This is a genomic window from Salinicoccus halitifaciens, from assembly GCF_021026095.1.
Taxonomy (GTDB): Bacteria; Bacillota; Bacilli; order Staphylococcales; family Salinicoccaceae; genus Lacicoccus; species Lacicoccus halitifaciens.
Window position 1 is genome coordinate 58,205 of the sequence record NZ_JAJNCU010000001.1, and the last position, 20,057, is coordinate 78,261.

A 20,057-nucleotide genomic window follows, 5' to 3' on the forward strand; every position below is an offset into this window, starting at 1 on the left:
TAGTTTATGAACTGTTAATCACTATCCCTCCGTCACCGGCTGCTTTCGTCTTTCCAAAGCTTTATCCACGTGTATATGCGGTGAGAACACGAAGTCTTCAGGGCCGGAACCGACGACTGTATCAATGTTTTTACTGGTGGTGATGGTGAGGGCGGTGTTCCTCGTCAGCATGCAGATGGCATCCATCACATCGATAGACCTGAAGGTCTGTTTAAAGTTACTGCCATCCCTCAATGCTTGCCAGGCGCTCAACACCTTCTCGTATTCTTTTCCTGAATATTGTTTCGCTTCCTTGATCGTCATTAAAACATATTCTTCTATTGAAGCGTTGTTGGTGACTTCAATGTCATGATCATCCACCCGGCCTTCGGGTGAGAAGGCTAAAGCTGTTTTAATGCGCACCTTTGCGCTGTTGAAGGATTCCCTCATAAGGATCGGCGGCATCAATTCCTGGTCTTCGACGATCAACCTCGTTATACCGCGTTCATTAATCGCTGAAAGTATCTGCTCGGGCTCATCCTGCAGGACCACCTCATTGCTTGGCGGCCAGACATCAAGTGCGCCGTGTTCCATATTTTGTTTGCCGACATGAAAAATATAAAATTCCGGATAAATGCGCAGTTTATCATCTTCATTCCCTAAAAGATGACGGTAAAAATCGTAGAATTTAGTTATCGTTGCCGTCAGCAATATACTGGCACCTATTGCACCGGTGTCGCTGTTCACAACGATGCCCAACCGGTCGGCAGGGCTGAACCCCGGGAATATATCTTCAATATCCCCTTTTTGATTATTAACGGCGAATCCAAAATCATCTGATTTGAGTACTCTGCTGGTGTGCATGAATAAAAACCTCCGTCCATTGTTTTGATTTTAAATAATCGCTAAGCAGTTCAAGCAACATAACAACACGCAAGTTGATGATAAAACCGCTGAGAAGCCCACCTGGCGGGAAGTTGTCCGGAGTGGAGCTGGTTATGAACAAGAAGGAGATGATCATTGATGAACCGGTACCGGCCATTATGCCCGCAACACCTGCATAAAAGGAAAATAGTCTCAAAAGATTGAAGGTACTGGTAAGCGCTTTCAATAAACTAAATAGTCTGAAAATTCTTCTTAAAAGTCATGCTACTTCATCTCCGGGTAAATGTCAATTGGAACTTACTTGTATTTGCCATATAATTTTTTATGGAGGGATATCAATATAATTGAGAGGTTTTTGAATAGGTTTTGATGTGTTAGGTTAATAGGGAAATAGATGATTTAAAGAGTCATTAAGCAATGATAGTGAAAGGGAGATTAGATGAAGACAAGTCAGGATTTGATTCATCTGCTGACGTCTTTGGACTGGCAGACATATGGAAGGTACAAACAGATTAAAGGGAGATATGACTTCGGCAAGTTCCATCTTGCCGTCGATCATGTGCAGGTCGATCCCTTTGCGCCACCGTCCAAAATACGAGTCATCATCGACCGTAAAACCGCAGACCTCCCGGATGATCTGCTCGATTCAAAAAGCAAACGGATTGCCGCTTCCGATTTTCTAATACGGACTTTCGATAAAAGCATCCAGCAGCTCAATAAAAAGTCTAAAGGGCAGGGGAAGAACGGTAAAGTATTCATCGACCGCTGCGGCCAGGAGATGCTCGAGCGGACTGCGGTCGTGATCGGTGATAAAGAGATCGAAGTCCGGATTGAAGTCGGCCTCCCTGCTGCGGGCCGGAAGATACTCGGCAAAGCAGCCGCTTCCATCTTCAGTGAGATGCTGCCTAAAGCGGTGGAGACTTTATTATACAAAAACCTTGATCAACAGGGTTTGAAAGATCAGATCACCCTGATGCTTGACCAGGATCATATACTGGAAGTGATGAAGGAGCAGAATTTGATTGCATTCGTTGCGGACGGTGCAGTTTTGCCGAGGGAGAGCGGGGTATCGGATAAGCCGATGCAGGATGCCGTACCTTTCAAGAGTCCGGAAAGCCTGGAGACGGAGATTGAACTGCCGAGTGGCAGAAAAATCACGGGCATGGGGATTCCTGAAGAGATTACACTTATTGTCGGTGGAGGATACCACGGTAAGTCAACATTGCTCGAGGCATTGGAGCGCGGTGTCTATCACCATATTGCAGGCGACGGCAGGGAAATGGTGCTCACGCGTCCGGATGCGGTGAAGATCCGTGCAGAGGACGGACGCAGCGTATCGGGTGTCGATATTGCACCGTTCATCAACAACCTGCCGGGCGGCAAGGATACCCGCAAGTTTTCAACCGCAAATGCCAGCGGCAGCACTTCACAGGCGGCAAACGTGATGGAAGCGTTGGAAGCAGGGTCTTCACTGATGCTGATTGATGAAGATACTTCCGCCACCAACTTCATGATCCGGGATGCCCGTATGCAGAAGCTGATCGCCCCGGACAAGGAACCGATCACGCCGTTCGCCGATAAGATCCGGGCGCTGTATGAGGAGAAGGGTGTATCCACCATACTCATTGTTGGCGGATCAGGTGATTACTTTGAAGCGGCCGACCATGTGCTCATGATGGATGAGTACCGGTTGAAGGATGTGACCAAGGAGGCTAAGGCTATCGCCAATACCGACGGCTACAGAAGACCGGATACTTTACATAAAGAGTTCGGAGCACTGCCTGACCGCACACCATTCAAGAAGAGTTTTGCCAAAAGGGGCAAGGATGGCAGGTTGAAGTCTAAGGGTCTCCATACCATCCTCTACGGCAGGGAAACAATCGATATTTCCGGGCTCGAGCAATTAACCGATACAAGCCAGACGAATGCGATTACGGCAATGATCGCATACTTCAAGGATGAAGTGCTGGATGATAGGGTCACGATATCTGAAGCGGCCGACAAAATATATGCTCATATTGAAAAGGAGGGCTTGGACGGCATTTCTCCATTCGGGGGACATCCGGGCAATATGGCACTCCCGAGAAAACAGGAGTTTATTGCTGCGGTGAACAGGTATAGGGGATTGAAGACAAAGTGATGATTTTGAAGGGTTTTTCTTTAAATAAGAAGAGTTCTATGCTTTAATTCTCGACACCTTATTAAATAGGCGGTATTTTTATAGTAAATAAAAAGAGGACATGAATATGAAAGACTTTAATTTATTCGAATCATTGGATAAAGGTCTGGATGAGGCAATACTTCATGCTGAAGGCAAAAGGGATGTACGGATCAGGAGAATCAAGTTCAAAGAAAGAACTCACTATTCAGCTGAAGAAATTAAATCTATGAGAAAGAAGCTGTAGTTATCCCAGGGCTTATTGGTTGTATTGTTAGGTGTATCTAAAAACCAGTGGAGGCCTGGGAGGCTGGTACCAATAAACCGAATGGTTCAGCTGAGCGTTTACTGCAACTTATAGAAACCAATCTAGAAGTTTTTCTGGAAGAAATTACAGAGCCTGAAGAGGATTTAGTGAACCATTAAATCCCCTTCAGGCTTTTATCTATATAATTCAATTGCTGAACTCGTGATAATATGTCTCTGTCGGTGAGCATGGTGTGCCTTCCATGATATGAAGGTTCTTTTTTGTCAGGTTCATGCTGATTCCGAATGCAGTGACCGTATCCGTATAATGGGATCTTGCCGGGTTGCCGCCGTGCCTGCATATCGTATAAGGTGCGTTGTCATGGTTGGACAGCCACTCCCTAATCTGTTGATGATCGATTGTTTCATTCTCTTCAATCGCTGTGCTGATCAGTTCATCGATTTTCTCCAGTCTTTGATAGGAGTTTTCATGGGAGGAATGCTCCGTTTCCAAGTTGTCCAGTATTTCCGATGAGCATATATGGTTGGTATGATATACATGTCCGGTTTCGGTGATTTCCCTTGAGCCGATATGAGTCACCGTCACTTCGTTGTTGACGATTTTCCTCGTGCTGCCTGCATCATCCTGGCCGACTAAAAGATTGGCGGCAGAGGCAACTTCCTTATTTTGAATAATTCCCAGTGCTTCATCGATATCTCCTGAGTTTAATATCTTCCTTAATGTAATATGAATCGGCAGGGTGGGCTGACGGTCATTCACCCGGAGGGCATTCAGGCATACACCCAGCCCATGGTTATTCATGCCAATCTTCCCGAGGATGCCCGCTTCAGTCACCATGACGACCTCGGTCCCGTCTGTTTCTATATCGAGGGTCAGGAGACTTCTTTTCTGAGATGGACGCCAGTCCCATGTCTGGGCGAGATACAGATTTTCACTCCCCGGGCTGATGACCCCGAAGCTTGTGCAGCCATCCGTATTTCCCGTCAAGGCAATTTCACTCCTGGTGTTGAGTGCAAGTATGTCCTCAAAATCAACGGATGCCCCTTTGGCGATCCCTTCAATCTCTTCCAGGAAACCATCCCCGTTCCGGTCAAGATAGTTGATATGATCTTTTGCGATCTCACGCGCCTCATTCCATGCGATATTCTTCTCATGATGGAACAACCTTTCATATGAATCCAAGCTGTAATGGACTTCCCGCTTTGCTTCTGTGCCGTGCTGGTAGCCAATCTCATAAGCCTTTCCCTGTATTTTTAAATGCTTCAAAATTTACTGCACCCCTTGTTTTGTTGGAAGATTCATTTTGAATCAGTATTAAGTATAATAAAGCCCTTTGTGTAATAAGTATATACCCTAAGCATATACAAGATACTCAGAGTATCTGGATGCTAGATAGCTTCATACTACATTGCCCTGTAAATATTTTACTGGTATACTTTGGGTTAATTTAAATAAGGAGGAATTTCATGAAATGCCCGAATTGCAGTGCCGAAATTTTCGAGGGGGACAAGTTCTGTGGTGAGTGCGGTTATGCGCTTGCAGGGAAGAGTAAAGCCACCATACATACAGCTTCAGAAAATACTGGTACGAATGCTGCATATAACAAAGAGGAAACGGCATACGCCGATGCGCCTCATGCCACGGATCATCAAGCCGGGGGAGGGCCATCTTATTTCTCCGAAGTGCTTTCATTCTTTAAGGCAGCATTGTTATCACCCGGCCGGACGATTGGTTCCAGTTTCAACATAGGCGTGACTTCCGGTACTGTCGGTCTGCTTATACTGCTTGCATCCCTGCTCAGTTTCATACAGATGCGGGTGGCGGTGGGGGAGTTATTTATCACGTTCTCCACATTATTTGAAATGCTGATCGTGCTGGCAATCATGGTTGCAGTGTTCTTCGGTGTTACATATCTGCTGCTCGCAATCGTCATCAGGCAGAACCAGCATTGGCACCGTGTCTTCAATGATTACGCAGTCACCATGGTCATCACCATCTCATTTTTTATCCTGGCGGCTTTACTGAATCTGGTGACCCTTTATGAACTGGGGATCATCGCCGGGCTGATCGGGTTTTTATTGTTCATCACTACACCGATATACTTGATGCTGAGATATGCAGAGAACAATAATGTGAAGTTCGACAGTTTTTATGCGATCATCATCTATTTTGTACTGGTCGCCATCGTATTCTACCTCATCATCAGGATTTTCATGATCACTTTCTTCGCTAATTTTTTATATGACCTTGAGCGTATGATGATGTTTTAAGTAATGGAAGAGGAGCAGAATAATGAAATATTGTAAGAATTGCGGGCAGGAAATCCGCCCGGATGTTAAAGTATGTACCAATTGCGGTCAGAAGGTCGACGAGCAGGTGAAAGAGGCGCAGCAGACCCGTCCGGCATCTGCACCGATGGATCCGAAAAAGAAGAGAAGGATTGGAATCATCATCGGGGCGATTGCTCTCGCGGCAATTGTACTTGCCGTGGCTTACAGTCTGATTGCGAATGCATTGTCGCCTGACAATCAGCTTGATAAGATCGCTGAAGCGGTCACGAATGAAGATGCGGAAGGGCTGAGAAATGCTGTTGATAACGATATTACCTTAGAGGAGGCCAAGGCACATATCGCGTATATCGACCGCAATTCCGGGTTTTCACAGTATCAGACCTGGATTGATGATCTGAAGTATTATCTGCATCAACAGGTTCCGGGTAACGAAGTGCATGACGGGCTGTATCCACTGCTGTCTGTGAGCAGTGCCGGCACACAGTATCTTTTCTTCGACGACTATAATTTCACAATACCGCGCTTCAATGTTTATGCTTCAGATGATTATGATATTGATGCATTCACTTATACAATGGATGAAACGGAACAACAGTGGAACCCGGACAACGAGAAGTTTGCCGAACTAGTTCCGGGGATTTATGAGTTTGAAGGTGCTGCAGTCATTGACGAAGAATCTTATGACTCGACGATGCAGGTGGACTTTGAATATGGTGAGACTGCATTTTTGAACCCCGGCTTCTTCTATCTGACGTTTGATGAAAATGCCACTACCCTGTTTTGGGAGGGCATCGATGAAGAGGATATCACGGTCAATGTGAATGATGAAGCGGTCAACGTGGATTTGAGCGATTATGATAACAGGGTGGGGCCGTACGCTTTCGGAGAGGAACTGGCTGTGGATGCTACACTGGATTACGCCGGTGAAACTTTTGAGAGTGATGCAGAAACGGTCCAGATCGATGCCGATGAAGCTGAAGATATTTATTCTGCGGGCGGTATGGAGCCGGTATATTCAGTAAATCTGGAATTTGATGAAGATGCGATATCTGAAGCCGGTGAAGCCGAACGTACTGCAGAAATGGCAGATGCTGAGAGGGAATCCTTTGAGGAGGATATGGAGGAGAACGTGGAGAATTTTGTCCGCGATTACCTGTTTGCCCTTGAAATGATGTATCTCTTTGAAGACATCAATGAAGTCGACCCGTATCTGGATGAAGATTCCAATGCCTATGCCACTCTCCAGAGCAACCTGGATAACGGCACATTTGAAGGGATGTTCATCACCAACATCAGCTTCTCCAATTTTTCACGTGACGGTAATACGATGACGATAGATGCGGAGAGCACAAGGGATTATGACAGCCTGGATGACCCAATTGATTTCAATACACGGTACACCGTCGATTATGATCCGGAGACACTTGAGCTGGAAATCGTGAGTTTTGAAGATCTTTAAGATTTTAACACCGGAGTATAATACTCCGGTGTTATTTTATTGGAAAAACATATAAAATACATATTAATGATAGTCATGTTTTTACAGTGGTTTATAAAATGTTGTTCTACTCTTTTACAGGAAGAGCAGGACGGTATTATTTATATATATTGGAAGGGCCTTGAATTATGAAGACTTTTAAACCGGAACATATTTTTACTGGCATAATAGCTGCCTTGTTAACATCTTTTTCAGGCATGGTGATCATTGAATCTGCCCGGGAGTTGGGGATGATTGAATCACAGCTTTTTTCTTGGATGTCTTCCATATACGTGGTCGGTGGCTTAGTCAGTCTGGTGTTGACGCTTAAATACAGGATGCCTCTGATCGGTGCCCATTCTTTGGCTACCGCAATCTACTTAATACCGGTTATGCAGGGTTTCAGCATCAACGAGATGGTGGGGGGATATTTAATTGCCGGCCTGTTACTCCTGGTGATCAGCCAATTGAAATTCTTAAGGGACTTCATCCTTTCCATACCGAATTATATTATAGAAGGAATGCTCGCAGGCATAGTGGTGAATTACATACTGAATTCGGTCCTGGATTTGTCGATCTATATACTGGTTCTGGTCGTATCAGTAATCGCTTATTTTCTGGTGCAGTTATATATAAAAAATATCCCTGGTTTTTTCGGCGGTCTGGCAGTGGTTTTTATAACCGGCTTGTTTGTTGGATTTGAAAACTTTGAGGTTGATCAAGCGGTCTTTACGGTAGAGTTCATAGAGCCGCAGATTGATCTGGTGACCATTACTGTAATTTCGCTGCCTGTGGCTGTAATGATACTGAGCAATGAAGTTTCCATCTCTTTAAGTGCTTTAAAGAAGAATGGTTACGAAGTGCCCTTTCAGCAGGTCGTATTATCTTCAGGCATCGGCACATCCATCGTCAGTTTATTCGGCGGGCATGCAGCCGGGATAGGCGGCATGTCGACGACAATCTGCAGTAATGAGGAGTCCGGGGCGAAAAGTGAAAGATATAAAAGCGCACTGGTGGCTGGTATTCTAATCGTGCTTTTTGGAATGCTTGCCCCTTTGATGATCACCCTGATGAGTGCAATTCCGGCGCAATTGATATCCATCATCGTCATACTCACTTTATTGGGCATTTTATTGAACTGCTTCAAAAGTTTAAAAAACCTGAAATCAAAAGCCAGCATAATCATCATGCTGACTTCATTTGTCATTTCAGCAGTAAATATCAACATCTACATTTTATCAGCACCCCTGCTGAGTTTGATTATAGGTACAATTTTATACTCTGTTTTTATAAAGAAAGCAGACTGAGAGACTGCTCATTAAGAAACATTTTGTGATATTCATTTCTTGAAGCATGTGAGGGCTGCCGAGGAGATCATTCCATTTCCATTTTGTTCAACGCGATTTTGATCAGAAAGGAATAATTGATCACATCCTCAAGCTTCCAAAGTTCTTCAGTGTCATGCTCGAGCGTCGCTGCATAGACTTCTTTCAGCTTATTGAATATCCTATAGACTTCGCCGTCGCGTCCCTTGATCGTCCGCTCGGCATGTCTGGAATTTTTGAAGTCGACCGAGTATCGCTTTTCCAGTTCCTTCTCCAAAAACTTATACATTCTCCTGACTGTTGCATTGCTGCCATTTTCATAATAGTACCCGATGAGAAGGTTAGTATTTGTGAGCAATCGCATCATTTCATGGTCTGAGGAAATGGAAGCGGGTGCTTCGCTCAAGCCGCCGCCCCCACCCCCGACAGGAGGAATCTCCCTGTCTTCTGCATCATGCCCTTTTACTGCATTTCCCAAATCCTCACTCAACTGCCTGGTTCGAAAGCTGACGTAGGCATCGTGGAACCCGATCCTCGTCACTCTTCCCAAAAGATCCAGTATCTGTTTATGGTATACGATGATGACGATGAGCAGCAGCCACGCCATATTGAAATTCGACAGTATCACATCGAGGAACTCATGAATCCATCTTAATGTATTTTCCATGTTCATCTGCCTTTCTTTGTATATTCGTCTGATGTTTCACTTTCCCCGTGTCCGGGAATGATTGTGGATGTAAATGAATGAACCATTCAATTCGAAAGGGTGATATATATGAGTAAAGTTGCCATCATCACAGGCGGAGGCAGCGGCCTCGGTCAGGCGACGGCGGTGCGCCTCGCAGAGGAGGGCGTCAACATCTCCGTCGTGGACATCAGCGAAGAAGGCGGCAACCGCACGGTGGACATGGTGAAGGACAAAGGTGCCGATGCCATCTTCATCAAAGCGGATGTATCGAAAAATGAAGACGTCAAAAATTATGTGGACAAGACGGTGTCGCATTTCGGCACGATCGACTATTTCTTCAACAATGCCGGCATCTCCGGAAGCGGCAAATACTTCCTTGATTCCGACATCGATGAAATTGAAAAGATCGTCGGCATCAACCTGCTTGGTGCACTGTACGGCGTCCGCCATGTCGCGGAAGTCATGAAGAAGCAGGGCAGCGGCGCCATCGTCAACACCGCTTCAAGCGCCGGCGTCATCGGTCAGGATTCCGTGGTGACGTATTCAGCAACGAAGCACGGCATCATCGGCCTTACAAAAAGCATGGTGGCTGAATACGCAAAAGACGGTCTCAGAGTTAACGCGATTGCACCGGGGCCGACCGAGACGGAAATGGTCCGGAACTTCTATAAGGACAATCCAGAAATGAAGGAGAATGCTGAAAGCGGCATCCCTCAGAAGCGTCTCGGTACACCGGAAGAGGTGGCGGAGCTTGTGACGTTCCTGCTCACTTCAAAAGCGGAATATATCAACGGCGAAGTCATCCGCATCGACGGCGGCTTCACCAATGTAAAATAGTAGATATTCGAAGCAGCCCCTGGGGCTGCTTTTTCTCATTCATCTTTAGTGATTTCTTTGACGAAGATGACGGTGGGGACGACGATGCCGAGGAATGCCTCGAACAGCGAAATGTATCGGATCGGCCCGATCGGTGTCAGATCACCGTAACCGATTGACAAAAGTGTCACACCGCTGTAGTAGAGCATTTCTGCAAAGTCATGTTCTTCCATCGGCTCGCCCTGGATGTTGTCGATCAATATCGGTCCCTCCAGTGATACTAAATAGTAGATCACCGCAAAGGTGAGCAGCAGACCTGTCATCACTGTGAAGATGTACAGGTACAGTGGCCACTGCATGGAGAACTTATGTGTTTTCTGCATGTCACCTTTCTTCTTTGCGAAGGCGCCAAGCTGATACAGGAAAAATATGATGAAGACGATGAGCATTGCTTGTGCCATCCAATCCCCCCTTGGCATCATTTATGGAGTACTTTATTTTTATTGTGTAGATTTACTTAATATTTTCCTGTTTGCTCTGATTCAAACATGAAAGAGCTGAATGTTTAACTGAGCAGGTCATGTGGTAAACGTTATATGTAAGATGAATACAAGTTTCCAAGGAGGCATTATTAATGAAAGTCACAGAAATTATGACGACTGACGTTGAGACAGTTTCCCCGGAAGCAACGATAGAACAAGTGGCATCAATGATGAAGGATTTGGATGTAGGGGCAATCCCTGTCGTCGGCAACGACGGATTGAGAGGAATCGTCACTGACCGTGATCTGGTCATCAGAGGTATCGCCTCACAATTCCCACTCGATACTCCGGTAGGAAGGATCATTTCCACGAGCACTGCGACCGGCTCCAAGGATATGGATGTTGAGGAAGCGGCGGAAATTATGCGCAGTGCGCAGATACGCCGTCTGCCGATACTGGAAGATGACAGAGTAGTGGGTATGGTTTCACTCGGCGACATCGCAGTGAAGCAGGACGATCCGGAAGATTCTGAAGTGGCACTGGAAGAGATTTCAAGACCTGCCGAACCGGACAGATAAAACAATAAGTTTCATTCAGATATAAAATGAAATCCCGGACAAGTTGATTGTCCGGGATTTTTTTGGTTTGTAAAGATTCACATTGCCTTCCAGCAGTTGCCGGATGCGGACTGCTGCATGTTCTGCGCATAGCTTATAGCGGTATCCACCGCGGTCTGTGCTTCAATGTAACCCCACTGCTTGCCGAAGGCGGGCTCGCCTGTCATCTGAAGTATGCTCTTGATATCATTCGGGCTCAAGTTCGGGCTTGCTTCAAGCATCAGTGCGATGACACCTGCAACAATCGGTGTCGCCATGGAGGTGCCGGACATCTGGATATAATGCTCGTCGATGATCTGTTCAACAAGCTCCATCTCGGAATGTGACCCAGGCGAACGGAGTGAGATGATGTCCGTGCCGGGTGCATATATATCCGGTTTCACGAATGCATCAATCGTCGGGCCGCGGCTGGAGTAGTCTGCAATCGCATCATCCGAGCGATCGACCGTGTCCTGATCGTCCACCGCGCCGACCGTGATGATGAATGGATTGATGGCCGGCGTGCCGATGGTGGACGGGCCGGGACCGCTGTTGCCTGCAGCGGCACAGACGATCAACCCGCTGTGCCATGCTTGCTGGGCGGCCATGGACAACGGGTCCTCCCTGAATGATTCGTATGCATCCGCCCCGAGCGACAGATTGATGATGTCGATATCATGATTGTCTTTATTATCGATGCACCACTCAATGCCCTCGATGATGGTGGATAAGCTGCCGCCGCCTGAGGCATCCAGCACTTTCACACCGATAAGTGAAGCTTCAGGAGCGGGGCCTGTATATTTGCCGCCGGACATGGCCCCGTTCCCTGCGGCATCTCCTGCGCAGTGCGTGCCATGCCCGTTGTCATCGTACGGCTCCTCCTCACCGTTGATGAGGTCATGGAAAGCGATGATGCGGTTCTCAGGCGTCGTGAGGTCCTCATGCGGGTGGATGCCTGTGTCGAGCACCGCAATGGTCACACCTTTCCCGCTCAGCTGATGTTGTTCCCTGATCCGCCTCGAACCGATCTGATCATCGGTGATGTCGAGGAAGGCCCGGACCGGGCGGTCGTAGTAGATCTTCTCAACAGCTTTATGGTGCCGGACTTCCTTGATCTTATCGGGGGTGAGTGTACCTTTGACGCTGTTGATGATGCGGATTTCTGTATCGAGATGGCTGTATTCATCAGCATTGCATACCTGTATCAGATCTTCCTTTTCCCTTTCATCCGCGCTTTTCCGGCATTTGATGATGATCGGTATCTCCGTCGGGATGGCTTCCGCTGCACGGTAGTTGAATTTCCGGATGTTCCTGAGTTCCGCCACCAGTGCCGGATCCAGCTTGCCGTCATTCTCTTCAAACCATACTCTCTGTCTTCTTTCCATCCGCTTCTCCTCCCTTTGAATAAAAATATCGCCTCGTGATAAGGCATATCCTTAATGTGTAATTTTATCATAACATCTGCCGTTGATTTTATCCATAGAATCAAAGCTTCAGGAGAAGGAGAACAAGTTATTTAAAAGAATATTTTAAAAATTCTATAATATGTGTTGACGGAGGATGGGAATTCGTGTATCTTTTGGATACGGCTTTATCCTACAAGAATTCAGTAATCAAGCGTATGGGAGCGCTTACTTTATTCAAAGGGGATATGCTGCACAGATGAAGATTTAAAAGAAAAATAATATAATATATGATTCGGCTCCGGGGATACCCGGGGCCATTTTTTATGTTTACGGCTTGGTGATAAAACAATAGAAATCTGATTTTTGGGAATTGTTAAAAATTTAGTGGACATATATTTTAATTGTGATTAATATAGTCTTAAGGATATTAATGCAAAATTTGATTAAATTTACATCTTAATGGTTTTTTTATCAAGGGGTTTTGGGGGATGAGCGATGAAGGAATTGAGTCTGAAGATCAAGCGGTGCATTGATGTCGCGGTGAGTTTCATATTATTGATGATGTTGTCGCCGCTTCTGGTTGCCACGGCTATGCTTATAGTGGTGACGATGCCGGGTCCGGTCTTTTTCATGCAGGACAGGATTGGCTATAAGGGGAAGCCTTATTCCATCTTCAAGTTCAGGAGCATGAAGGTCGATAAGGACGCGGAAACGAACTTTGCATTCGATAAAGATGCGGAGCGGCTGACGTTGTTCGGCCGGCTGATCAGGCGGCTTAAAATCGATGAGCTGCCGCAGCTGTTGAATGTGCTGAAGGGGGATATGAGCCTCGTGGGCCCGCGGCCGACAATCGAGCAGCAGGTGCGTGAATACGACGATCATCAGAGACGGCGGCTCGATATGAAGCCGGGGATGACGGGTCTTGCCCAGGTGAACGGCAATGCTTCACTCAGCTGGGATGAAAGGATAGAATACGACATCCGCTACATCAGCAGGTTTTCGCTGTTTCTGGATATGTGGATTCTGATGAAGACTTTTCTGATCGTCCTGCTTGGGGAGGAACGGTTCAAAAAAACATGAATACAGGGGGATGTCTATGTCCAATGGAATCATATTTGTGGGATCGGTGATATCCAGTGAAATCATTTTAAGGAGTCTGATCGAAAATGGTCTGCCTCCGGATAAGGTTTTTTCGCTCAAGGATGAATACTCGGCAAATGTTTCAGGCTACAGCGACTTATCCAAAATTGCCAGGGAACATGGTGTCGACTATGTGGATTTCAAGAACATCAATGATGAGGAACATGTCAAGGTAATGGAGGAGATGGCGCCCGACTACATCTTCATCGTCGGGTTATCTCAGCTTGTCAGTCCGCGCATCATCAATGCACCGCGGAAAGGAGTCATCGGTTTCCATCCGACGGCACTGCCGAAGTTCAGGGGGCGCGCGGCAATCCCGTGGCAGATACTGCTTGATGTGAGAGAATCCAAATCTTCATTGTTCTACATAGATGAAGGGACGGATACAGGGGAAATCATCGATCAAGAAACTTATCTGATCGGTGAAGACGATTACGCAGAAGACGTGGAGGCGGCATTGAATGCTGCATTGAAAAGGATGGTGCCGCGCATCGTTCAAAAAATAAAGGATGATGCGCTGACTTCACGGCCGCAGGATGAAGATGCCGCAACGTATCTTCTGAAGCGGGTGCCGGAGGACGGCAGAATCGATTGGAATGATTCCGTCCGGAACATCCATAAATTGATCCGGGCGACTTCAAAGCCTTATCCGGGCGCTTTTTCCCATTACAAGGATAAGAGAGTCATATTCTGGCGGGGCGAAGTGCATGAAAATAATAAATACTATGGGATACCGGGCCAGATCATCCATTCGGATGAAGGCAGCATTGATATATTCTGCAAGGACGGCATCTTAAGGATCACGGATTACGAAACAGAATCCGAAATCAGGTTCATCGAGGGGAATAAATTTATTTGAAGCTGAGGGGGAGCTGAGGGAAATGAAGGTATTAGTGTTTGCACCGCATAATGATGATGAAGTGCTGGGCGTCGGGGGGACGATCGCCAAGTATGTGAAGGCGGGGCACTCCGTGTATGTCTGTGAAGTGACGAGTACGCCGGATCCGGAGTGGACGAAGGAAGAACAGACTCAGGCGAAAGCGGCCCATGAATTTTTGGGCGTTGAAGAAACGATCTTTCTGAATTTGCCTATGATTGGTCTGAGACATTACGATACAGCAGAATTTAACGGGAAAGTGCATGATGTGGTTCAGCAGGTGCAGCCGGAAGTTGTTTTTTTACCGCATAAGGGGGACATGAACTTCGACCATGCCGAGGTGACATACAGCGCAATGGTCGCACTGCGTCCATTCAATGTGCCGAACTTAAAAGAGGTACTTGCTTATGAAACATTGTCGGAGACGGAATGGAATACACCGACAGTTGATAATGTATTCATGCCGAATGTATTCATTGATATCACCGATACTATAGAAGATAAACTCAAAGCTATGGAATTTTACAAGGGAGAATTGAAAGCATTCCCCCACCCGCGGTCGCTTGAAGCGATGCGGGCATTGTCCGTTTACAGGGGGTCGACCATCAACGTGAATCATGCGGAAGCATTCATGCTGCTCCGTTCGGTCAGGAAGCAGATTATGAAATAATTTCTCATCCAACAGATTTTTTATTATGGTGATGAATAAATTTTAAAAACATGGAGGATGGTGGAATTATTGAAAAACGGTTCATTTATCATTTCTTTGGACTTTGAAATTTTCTGGGGGTTCATCGACTTCAGGGATCGGGATAAGCATTGGAGCCGGCTGCGGAGGACACCGGACGTGGCCTCAAAATTAATCGACGTGTTTGAGGAAAACGAGATGAAGGTCACATGGTCGACGGTGGGGATGCTGATGCTTGAAGACTCTGATGACCTGAAAAGGGTGGTCCGGGACTTTGAGGTGCCGAATTATACAGATCCCAAACGCAATAACTACAATACATTCATGGGGCTTATGTCCAATCCGCAATACAGTGATGGCGTCTTCTTTGCCCGGGAACTGGTGGAGAAGCTGAAAGCTTCAAAATATCAGGATATCGGCACGCATACATTCTCACATTATTATTGTCTGGAAAAGGGGCAGAAGAACGATGAGTTCCAAAAAGACTTGTCCATAGCGCTCGCAGTCGCGGAAGATAACGGCATCAATATCGAGAGCATCGTCTTCCCGAAGAACCAGTACAATGCGGGTACGCTCGCACTGCTTAAGGCTCACGGGATTGCAAGCTACAGGGGCAACCCGGATCAATATATCTATAAGACGCGTCCGGTGGATAACCTTGCGATCCGTGCGGCGCATCTGCTGGACACTTACTGGAATATCGCAGGGCATATTACACACACCGCCCCAAAAGCCGGTGACGGCTTATACAACATCAAGGCCAGCCGCTTCCTGCGTCCTGTGACGGAGCGGAATAGGATGTTCAAAAATCTGCAGCTGAGGCGGATCAAAAAGGAGATGACCCATGCAGCAAAAAATAATCATTATTACCATCTATGGTGGCATCCGCACAACTTTTCCGGGCTGCCTGAGGAAAACATCAGCTACTTACGTGAAATCATCGATCATTTCAAGTATTTGAACAAGACTTATGATTTCAGGTCCGAAAGCATGGAATCCTTTGTGGAGAAGGTGAAAGCGAATGAGTAACATCATAATGATCTGCGGCGCAGGAGATGAGACGAACTATATATACAATCATGTGACAAAGGAATTTGATGTTTCAAAAGTCTACATCGTGGGTGACGTCAGCAGAAAGACATTTCTGAAGCGGCGAATCAAAAAGCTTGGACTCTTCAAAGTCATCGGGCAGATCCTGTTCGTCCTCTATACGAAGCTGTATCTCAGGAAGCGCTCGAAGAAAAGGGTTGAGGAAATACGCCGTGAATATGGCCTGGACACGACAGAGATTCCACAGGAGAAGGTGGAATACATCGATTCCGTGAACAGTGACCGGATGGAACAGGTCCTGGAGGAAAGCAATGCAGATCTCGTCATCATCAACGGCACACCGATCATAAAATCTCATATACTAGATGCCATCGATGTGCATTTCCTGAATATCCATGTGGGCATCAACCCGAAGTACAGGGGCGTCCACGGCGGATACTGGGCTTTATATAACGGTGAGGAAAATCTCGCCGGAGTGACGACGCATCTCGTCGATGCCGGGATCGATACAGGGACGGTGCTGGATCAGCGCACGATCAAAGTGACCGGGAAGGACAACTTCTTGACCTACACCCATCTGCAGGTGGCTGCAGCGCTTAAAAATTATAACGATATCGTACGTTCAATCCTGGAGGGGAATATGAAGTTTGTGGAGCCCCTGACGGATGAAAGTGCAATCTGGTCACATCCGACATTATGGGGATATATGTATGGAAGGATTTTCAGGAAAGTGAAGTAGGTGGGTCTTTTATTTAAAAGATTATCATAAGGGGATGTCTAAAATGAAAAGAAAGTATATTCAGGGGGTCACATCTTCAATGAGCGTGATGTTTCTGAGGGACCAGGTGAAACTCCTCGAGCAGAACGGCTATGAAGTGAAAATCGTGTGCAATAATGATTTCGATAAGACTTATAAAGATATGGAGCTGGACCATATCCCATTCGAAAGAGAAATCAACATCACCAAAGATGTTTCGGCACTTTATAAACTATTTAAATACTTGAGGCGTGAATCACCGGATATCATTCACTTCAGTACAGCGAAGGCGGGACTGCTTGGAATGATAGCGGGGTTTTTAAGCCGGGTGCCTACACGTATATATTCGATATGGGGACTCAGGCTTGAGACGACATCGGGCATCAAGTACAGGGTGCTCCATACTGCAGAAAGAATCGCCTGTGCACTCAGTACACACGTCGTCGTCATCTCAGACAGCCTTGAGGAAGAAGTCGTGAATAACAGAATCGTAAAGCGGGACAAGGTGGTGCGGATCGGCAAAGGCAGCAATGATGGCATAGATCTGGAAAAATTCAACCCAGAAAACATTCCCTCCACACAGGTGGAGACATTGAAGAAAGAACTGGGGATCAAGCCCGATGACTTCGTCATGGGTTATATCGGCAGGATCACTAAAGATAAAGGCAGCAATGAACTCGTCGAGGCGTTTGAGGCCTTATCTGCTGATCATCCCAATTTAAAGCTGGTGATCGTCGGGGATTTTGAAGAGAGTGATGCCATCAAGCAGGAGAATATTGATAAAATTCATGAGAATAAAAATATCCTCTTATGTGGCTACACGTTGGATATTCACAAATATTACCGTTTGATGAATTTGTTCGTCTTCCCAACATACCGCGAGGGGTTCGGGAACGTCAGCATTGAGGCACAGGCCATGGGTGTGCCTGTCGTGACGTTTGATGTGACAGGGGCAAGAGACACCCTCGCCCGCGGGCAGACGGGCATCATCATAAAGAATAAGAGTGCGGCAGGGCTGGCAGAGGCGATCAGACACCTGATTGAGCATCCGGAAGTGCTGGAAAAGATGGCGGGAGCATCCCGGAAATTTATAACGGAAAATTTTGATAAGGTGTACATACAGGGAGAATTACTGAAATTTTATGACAGCCTGGGTACACCGCCTGATGTGGAACCTGAAGTGAAACATACTTGAACATTTGAATTTTAGTGGAGGCAGTGTCCGGTGAGGACGCTGCCTCATTTTTTATTTTTATTTCTTTAATTGACTAATAATAAGCTCTGATTTTCATATACGAAAACTTATACATATTATTCATAGTTATCACTGTCTCGATTTAGAGTCATTTATATTAATAGATTCAATTTGACTGTAAATTTGACATGCAAAATCTCTATATAACTCGATATCTACATAAAATAGGCACTATTTACTCTATAATAGTAATTTAAATAATAAAAAGTCTGAATATTGTAATTAATTTATGTAATATTTCAGCTAATAGTAATTTATTTACAATGTATGCATTACTGGTTTATTTGATGATTTAATATTCAGAAAAGTATTGATTATTCATTTTGCCTTGCTATAATAGTATCTAAGTACCATTTAATTGTAAAATTAAACTAATTCAGTTGGTTTTATACGTTAGTGGTTCTTGATAAACAGATGCATAGGGGGAATGGTTTATGGGGGATTCTGTCAATCTGGAGATTGTACTTAAGATCATCAGACAGAATGCGGTGTCTATTTTTTTATTTGCAGTCATCACGGGGCTGCTGATGGCTCTGGTCACTTTCTTTCTTTTGACACCGAAGTACGAAGCGGAGACGCAGATTCTGGTCAGTCAGCCGGAGAGCGGGGGAATCATAGACAACCAGAATGTTGAAACGAGCCTGCAGTTGATCAACACTTACAGGGACATCATTTTGAATCCGCTCGTACTCGGGGAGGTCTCCGACAATCTTGTCGACAGTCAGGGTATCGAATTGACGACACGTGAATTATCAAAAATGATCACGGTCAGCAATGAAGACCAGTCACAGGTCATCACTGTGAGTGTAGTTGCAGACAGCATAGAAGAAGCTGCAATCATAGCGGATGAAATTGCGAGTGTCTTCCAGCAGGAAGTGAGTGAGATCATGAACGTCAATAACGTTTCCATATTGGCATCGGCATTCATGGATGCGGATACAGATCAGGTCTCTCCAAACACTGTCATAAATATCACGGTGGGATTGGTGATCGGTTTGATGCTGGGTCTGGGTCTTGCATTCACAAGAGCATTTTTTGATAAGTCTGTAAGGAATGAAGAAGATGTGGAAAGACATCTGTCGATACCGGTCATCGGATCGATTGATAGATTTGAAAAACAGGTAGGGGCAGGGGATATATATGAGCAGACGTCATAAGGATGAATATAATGGGCCGCGATACCTGGTGGTGGATAAACAGCCGCACGCGACAGTGAGTGAACAGTTCCGGACAATCCGTACAAATATCATGTATTCGAGTGTGAACACGGAGATCAGATCCGTCCTTTTCACTTCGGATATGGCGGCCGCAGGAAAATCCACGATTGCATCAAATATGGCTGTCGCGTATGCGCAGGCCGGCAAAAAAACTTTACTGCTTGATGCGGATTTAAGACGGCCCACTTCACATGAGACTTTCAGGGTGGCGAACAGGGAGGGCCTTTCGACATTGATCGTCAATGATATACCGTTCCAGGAAGTTATAAAAAGCACTGAATTTGAAAATCTTGATCTGATCACTTCCGGACCGATACCGCCGAATCCGGCTGAACTTCTTTCTGCATCGAAGCTCGAGGCGATCATGATCAGGCTGATGACACATTACGATATGGTCATCATGGATTCTCCGCCCATATTATCGGTCACTGATGCCCAGCTTCTGAGCAAGCATGCGAATGGCGTCGTGCTGGTCACCGATGTGGGGAGCAACAACAGGAACCGGCTGAACGAAGCGAAGGACCTGCTCAATAAAGCGGGAGCCAATATCATCGGCATCGTTTTGAACGGAAGGCCTAAACAATATAAGAGGGATGGTCCTTACTACCATTATCAGGAATCCACAGTCACTTGAAATACAGAGGATAATCATCAGGCGTTTGAATAAAGGGGCAATGCCGAAGAAGCATTGATATTCATCCG

The 20,057-nt window shown here is 46.0% G+C and carries 20 protein-coding genes; 15 read left to right on the forward strand and 5 right to left on the reverse strand.

The genetic code is table 11. The features are described from left to right. Window positions 1-21: 21 nt before the first annotated feature. On the reverse strand, window positions 22-843 hold the full coding sequence (locus LPW40_RS00265; protein ID WP_230820245.1) for a hypothetical protein: 822 nt from the start codon (window positions 841-843) through the stop codon (window positions 22-24). 460 nt (window positions 844-1,303) lie between these two features. Here LPW40_RS00265 and LPW40_RS00270 point away from each other — a divergent pair, with 460 nt between their 5' ends. Together LPW40_RS00270 and LPW40_RS00275 are read left to right on the forward strand one after the other, a co-directional pair. Continuing rightward, window positions 1,304-3,004: an ABC-ATPase domain-containing protein gene (locus LPW40_RS00270; protein ID WP_230820246.1), complete on the forward strand. Its 1,701-nt coding sequence runs from the start codon at window positions 1,304-1,306 to the stop codon at window positions 3,002-3,004. Window positions 3,005-3,110: 106 nt separating this feature from the next. Continuing rightward, window positions 3,111-3,269 carry a hypothetical protein gene (locus LPW40_RS00275; protein ID WP_230820248.1) on the forward strand — a complete coding sequence of 53 codons (159 nt, stop codon included), beginning with the start codon at window positions 3,111-3,113 and terminating at the stop codon, window positions 3,267-3,269. A 207-nt stretch (window positions 3,270-3,476) separates the two neighbouring features. On the opposite strand, the gene LPW40_RS00280 is transcribed toward LPW40_RS00275, so the two are convergent. Next, a complete protein-coding gene (locus LPW40_RS00280) occupies window positions 3,477-4,556 on the reverse strand; it encodes a C45 family autoproteolytic acyltransferase/hydolase (protein WP_230820250.1) in 1,080 nt (359 codons plus the stop codon). A gap of 200 nt (window positions 4,557-4,756) precedes the next feature. Between LPW40_RS00280 and LPW40_RS00285 the strand changes: the two genes are divergently transcribed. From LPW40_RS00285 to LPW40_RS00295, 3 genes are all read left to right on the forward strand, one after another. Next, complete coding sequence (locus tag LPW40_RS00285) at window positions 4,757-5,560, forward strand: zinc ribbon domain-containing protein (protein ID WP_230820251.1); 804 nt, start codon at window positions 4,757-4,759, stop codon at window positions 5,558-5,560. A gap of 22 nt (window positions 5,561-5,582) precedes the next feature. After that, window positions 5,583-7,040, forward strand: a complete 1,458-nt coding sequence (locus LPW40_RS00290; RefSeq protein ID WP_230820252.1) for a TcaA NTF2-like domain-containing protein — start codon at window positions 5,583-5,585, stop codon at window positions 7,038-7,040. A 167-nt stretch (window positions 7,041-7,207) separates the two neighbouring features. Then, a complete protein-coding gene (locus LPW40_RS00295; RefSeq protein ID WP_269063139.1) occupies window positions 7,208-8,365 on the forward strand; it encodes a benzoate/H(+) symporter BenE family transporter in 1,158 nt (385 codons plus the stop codon). 67 nt (window positions 8,366-8,432) lie between these two features. Here the strand turns inward: LPW40_RS00295 and LPW40_RS00300 are convergent, their stop codons facing one another. Continuing rightward, window positions 8,433-9,056: a hypothetical protein gene (locus tag LPW40_RS00300; protein ID WP_230820254.1), complete on the reverse strand. Its 624-nt coding sequence runs from the start codon at window positions 9,054-9,056 to the stop codon at window positions 8,433-8,435. 102 nt (window positions 9,057-9,158) lie between these two features. Between LPW40_RS00300 and LPW40_RS00305 the strand changes: the two genes are divergently transcribed. After that, window positions 9,159-9,908 (forward strand): SDR family NAD(P)-dependent oxidoreductase, encoded by a 750-nt coding sequence (locus LPW40_RS00305; RefSeq protein WP_230820255.1) that lies wholly within the window; start codon window positions 9,159-9,161, stop codon window positions 9,906-9,908. Window positions 9,909-9,943: 35 nt separating this feature from the next. On the opposite strand, the gene LPW40_RS00310 is transcribed toward LPW40_RS00305, so the two are convergent. Next, window positions 9,944-10,348 carry a potassium channel family protein gene (locus LPW40_RS00310; RefSeq protein ID WP_230820256.1) on the reverse strand — a complete coding sequence of 135 codons (405 nt, stop codon included), beginning with the start codon at window positions 10,346-10,348 and terminating at the stop codon, window positions 9,944-9,946. Window positions 10,349-10,521: 173 nt separating this feature from the next. On the opposite strand from LPW40_RS00310, the gene LPW40_RS00315 reads away from it, so the two are divergent. Continuing rightward, entirely contained in the window at window positions 10,522-10,947 is a 426-nt protein-coding gene (locus LPW40_RS00315; RefSeq protein WP_230820257.1) for a CBS domain-containing protein, read from the forward strand. A 77-nt stretch (window positions 10,948-11,024) separates the two neighbouring features. Here the strand turns inward: LPW40_RS00315 and LPW40_RS00320 are convergent, their stop codons facing one another. Beyond that, entirely contained in the window at window positions 11,025-12,350 is a 1,326-nt protein-coding gene (locus tag LPW40_RS00320; RefSeq protein WP_230820258.1) for a S8 family peptidase, read from the reverse strand. Between the two features lie 516 nt (window positions 12,351-12,866). Between LPW40_RS00320 and LPW40_RS00325 the strand changes: the two genes are divergently transcribed. The 8 genes from LPW40_RS00325 to LPW40_RS00360 all read left to right on the forward strand — a co-directional run bounded on the left by LPW40_RS00325 (window position 12,867) and on the right by LPW40_RS00360 (window position 19,989). Next, window positions 12,867-13,451, forward strand: a complete 585-nt coding sequence (locus LPW40_RS00325; protein ID WP_230820259.1) for a sugar transferase — start codon at window positions 12,867-12,869, stop codon at window positions 13,449-13,451. Window positions 13,452-13,467: 16 nt separating this feature from the next. After that, window positions 13,468-14,370: a methionyl-tRNA formyltransferase gene (locus tag LPW40_RS00330; RefSeq protein WP_230820261.1), complete on the forward strand. Its 903-nt coding sequence runs from the start codon at window positions 13,468-13,470 to the stop codon at window positions 14,368-14,370. Window positions 14,371-14,392: 22 nt separating this feature from the next. Beyond that, on the forward strand, window positions 14,393-15,058 hold the full coding sequence (locus tag LPW40_RS00335) for a PIG-L deacetylase family protein (protein WP_230820262.1): 666 nt from the start codon (window positions 14,393-14,395) through the stop codon (window positions 15,056-15,058). Between the two features lie 96 nt (window positions 15,059-15,154). After that, complete coding sequence (locus tag LPW40_RS00340) at window positions 15,155-16,105, forward strand: polysaccharide deacetylase family protein (RefSeq protein WP_230820264.1); 951 nt, start codon at window positions 15,155-15,157, stop codon at window positions 16,103-16,105. Beyond that, window positions 16,098-16,865, forward strand: a complete 768-nt coding sequence (locus tag LPW40_RS00345) for a formyl transferase (RefSeq protein ID WP_230820266.1) — start codon at window positions 16,098-16,100, stop codon at window positions 16,863-16,865. Before LPW40_RS00340 ends, LPW40_RS00345 begins: the two co-directional genes overlap by 8 nt. Before the next feature lie 79 nt (window positions 16,866-16,944). Next, window positions 16,945-18,078 (forward strand): glycosyltransferase family 4 protein, encoded by a 1,134-nt coding sequence (locus LPW40_RS00350; protein WP_230820267.1) that lies wholly within the window; start codon window positions 16,945-16,947, stop codon window positions 18,076-18,078. Window positions 18,079-18,572: 494 nt separating this feature from the next. Beyond that, a complete protein-coding gene (locus LPW40_RS00355) occupies window positions 18,573-19,295 on the forward strand; it encodes a YveK family protein (RefSeq protein ID WP_230820268.1) in 723 nt (240 codons plus the stop codon). Beyond that, on the forward strand, window positions 19,279-19,989 hold the full coding sequence (locus tag LPW40_RS00360; protein WP_230820269.1) for a CpsD/CapB family tyrosine-protein kinase: 711 nt from the start codon (window positions 19,279-19,281) through the stop codon (window positions 19,987-19,989). Before LPW40_RS00355 ends, LPW40_RS00360 begins: the two co-directional genes overlap by 17 nt. Window positions 19,990-20,057 lie beyond the last annotated feature (68 nt).

Bases quoted from the DNA above. Each gene is read 5' to 3' on its own strand.
- LPW40_RS00285 (WP_230820251.1), top strand. From the start codon at position 4,757: ATGAAATGCCCGAATTGCAGTGCCGAAATTTTCGAGGGGGACAAGTTC.
- LPW40_RS00325 (WP_230820259.1), top strand. From the start codon at position 12,867: ATGAAGGAATTGAGTCTGAAGATCAAGCGGTGCATTGATGTCGCGGTG.
- LPW40_RS00335 (WP_230820262.1), top strand. From the start codon at position 14,393: ATGAAGGTATTAGTGTTTGCACCGCATAATGATGATGAAGTGCTGGGC.
- LPW40_RS00275 (WP_230820248.1), top strand. From the start codon at position 3,111: ATGAAAGACTTTAATTTATTCGAATCATTGGATAAAGGTCTGGATGAG.
- LPW40_RS00360 (WP_230820269.1), top strand. From the start codon at position 19,279: ATGAGCAGACGTCATAAGGATGAATATAATGGGCCGCGATACCTGGTG.
- LPW40_RS00355 (WP_230820268.1), top strand. From the start codon at position 18,573: ATGGGGGATTCTGTCAATCTGGAGATTGTACTTAAGATCATCAGACAG.
- LPW40_RS00320 (WP_230820258.1), bottom strand. From the start codon at position 12,350: ATGGAAAGAAGACAGAGAGTATGGTTTGAAGAGAATGACGGCAAGCTG.
- LPW40_RS00270 (WP_230820246.1), top strand. From the start codon at position 1,304: ATGAAGACAAGTCAGGATTTGATTCATCTGCTGACGTCTTTGGACTGG.
- LPW40_RS00345 (WP_230820266.1), top strand. From the start codon at position 16,098: ATGAGTAACATCATAATGATCTGCGGCGCAGGAGATGAGACGAACTAT.
- LPW40_RS00315 (WP_230820257.1), top strand. From the start codon at position 10,522: ATGAAAGTCACAGAAATTATGACGACTGACGTTGAGACAGTTTCCCCG.
- LPW40_RS00330 (WP_230820261.1), top strand. From the start codon at position 13,468: ATGTCCAATGGAATCATATTTGTGGGATCGGTGATATCCAGTGAAATC.
- LPW40_RS00265 (WP_230820245.1), bottom strand. From the start codon at position 843: ATGCACACCAGCAGAGTACTCAAATCAGATGATTTTGGATTCGCCGTT.
- LPW40_RS00300 (WP_230820254.1), bottom strand. From the start codon at position 9,056: ATGAACATGGAAAATACATTAAGATGGATTCATGAGTTCCTCGATGTG.
- LPW40_RS00350 (WP_230820267.1), top strand. From the start codon at position 16,945: ATGAGCGTGATGTTTCTGAGGGACCAGGTGAAACTCCTCGAGCAGAAC.
- LPW40_RS00290 (WP_230820252.1), top strand. From the start codon at position 5,583: ATGAAATATTGTAAGAATTGCGGGCAGGAAATCCGCCCGGATGTTAAA.
- LPW40_RS00305 (WP_230820255.1), top strand. From the start codon at position 9,159: ATGAGTAAAGTTGCCATCATCACAGGCGGAGGCAGCGGCCTCGGTCAG.
- LPW40_RS00310 (WP_230820256.1), bottom strand. From the start codon at position 10,348: ATGGCACAAGCAATGCTCATCGTCTTCATCATATTTTTCCTGTATCAG.
- LPW40_RS00295 (WP_269063139.1), top strand. From the start codon at position 7,208: ATGAAGACTTTTAAACCGGAACATATTTTTACTGGCATAATAGCTGCC.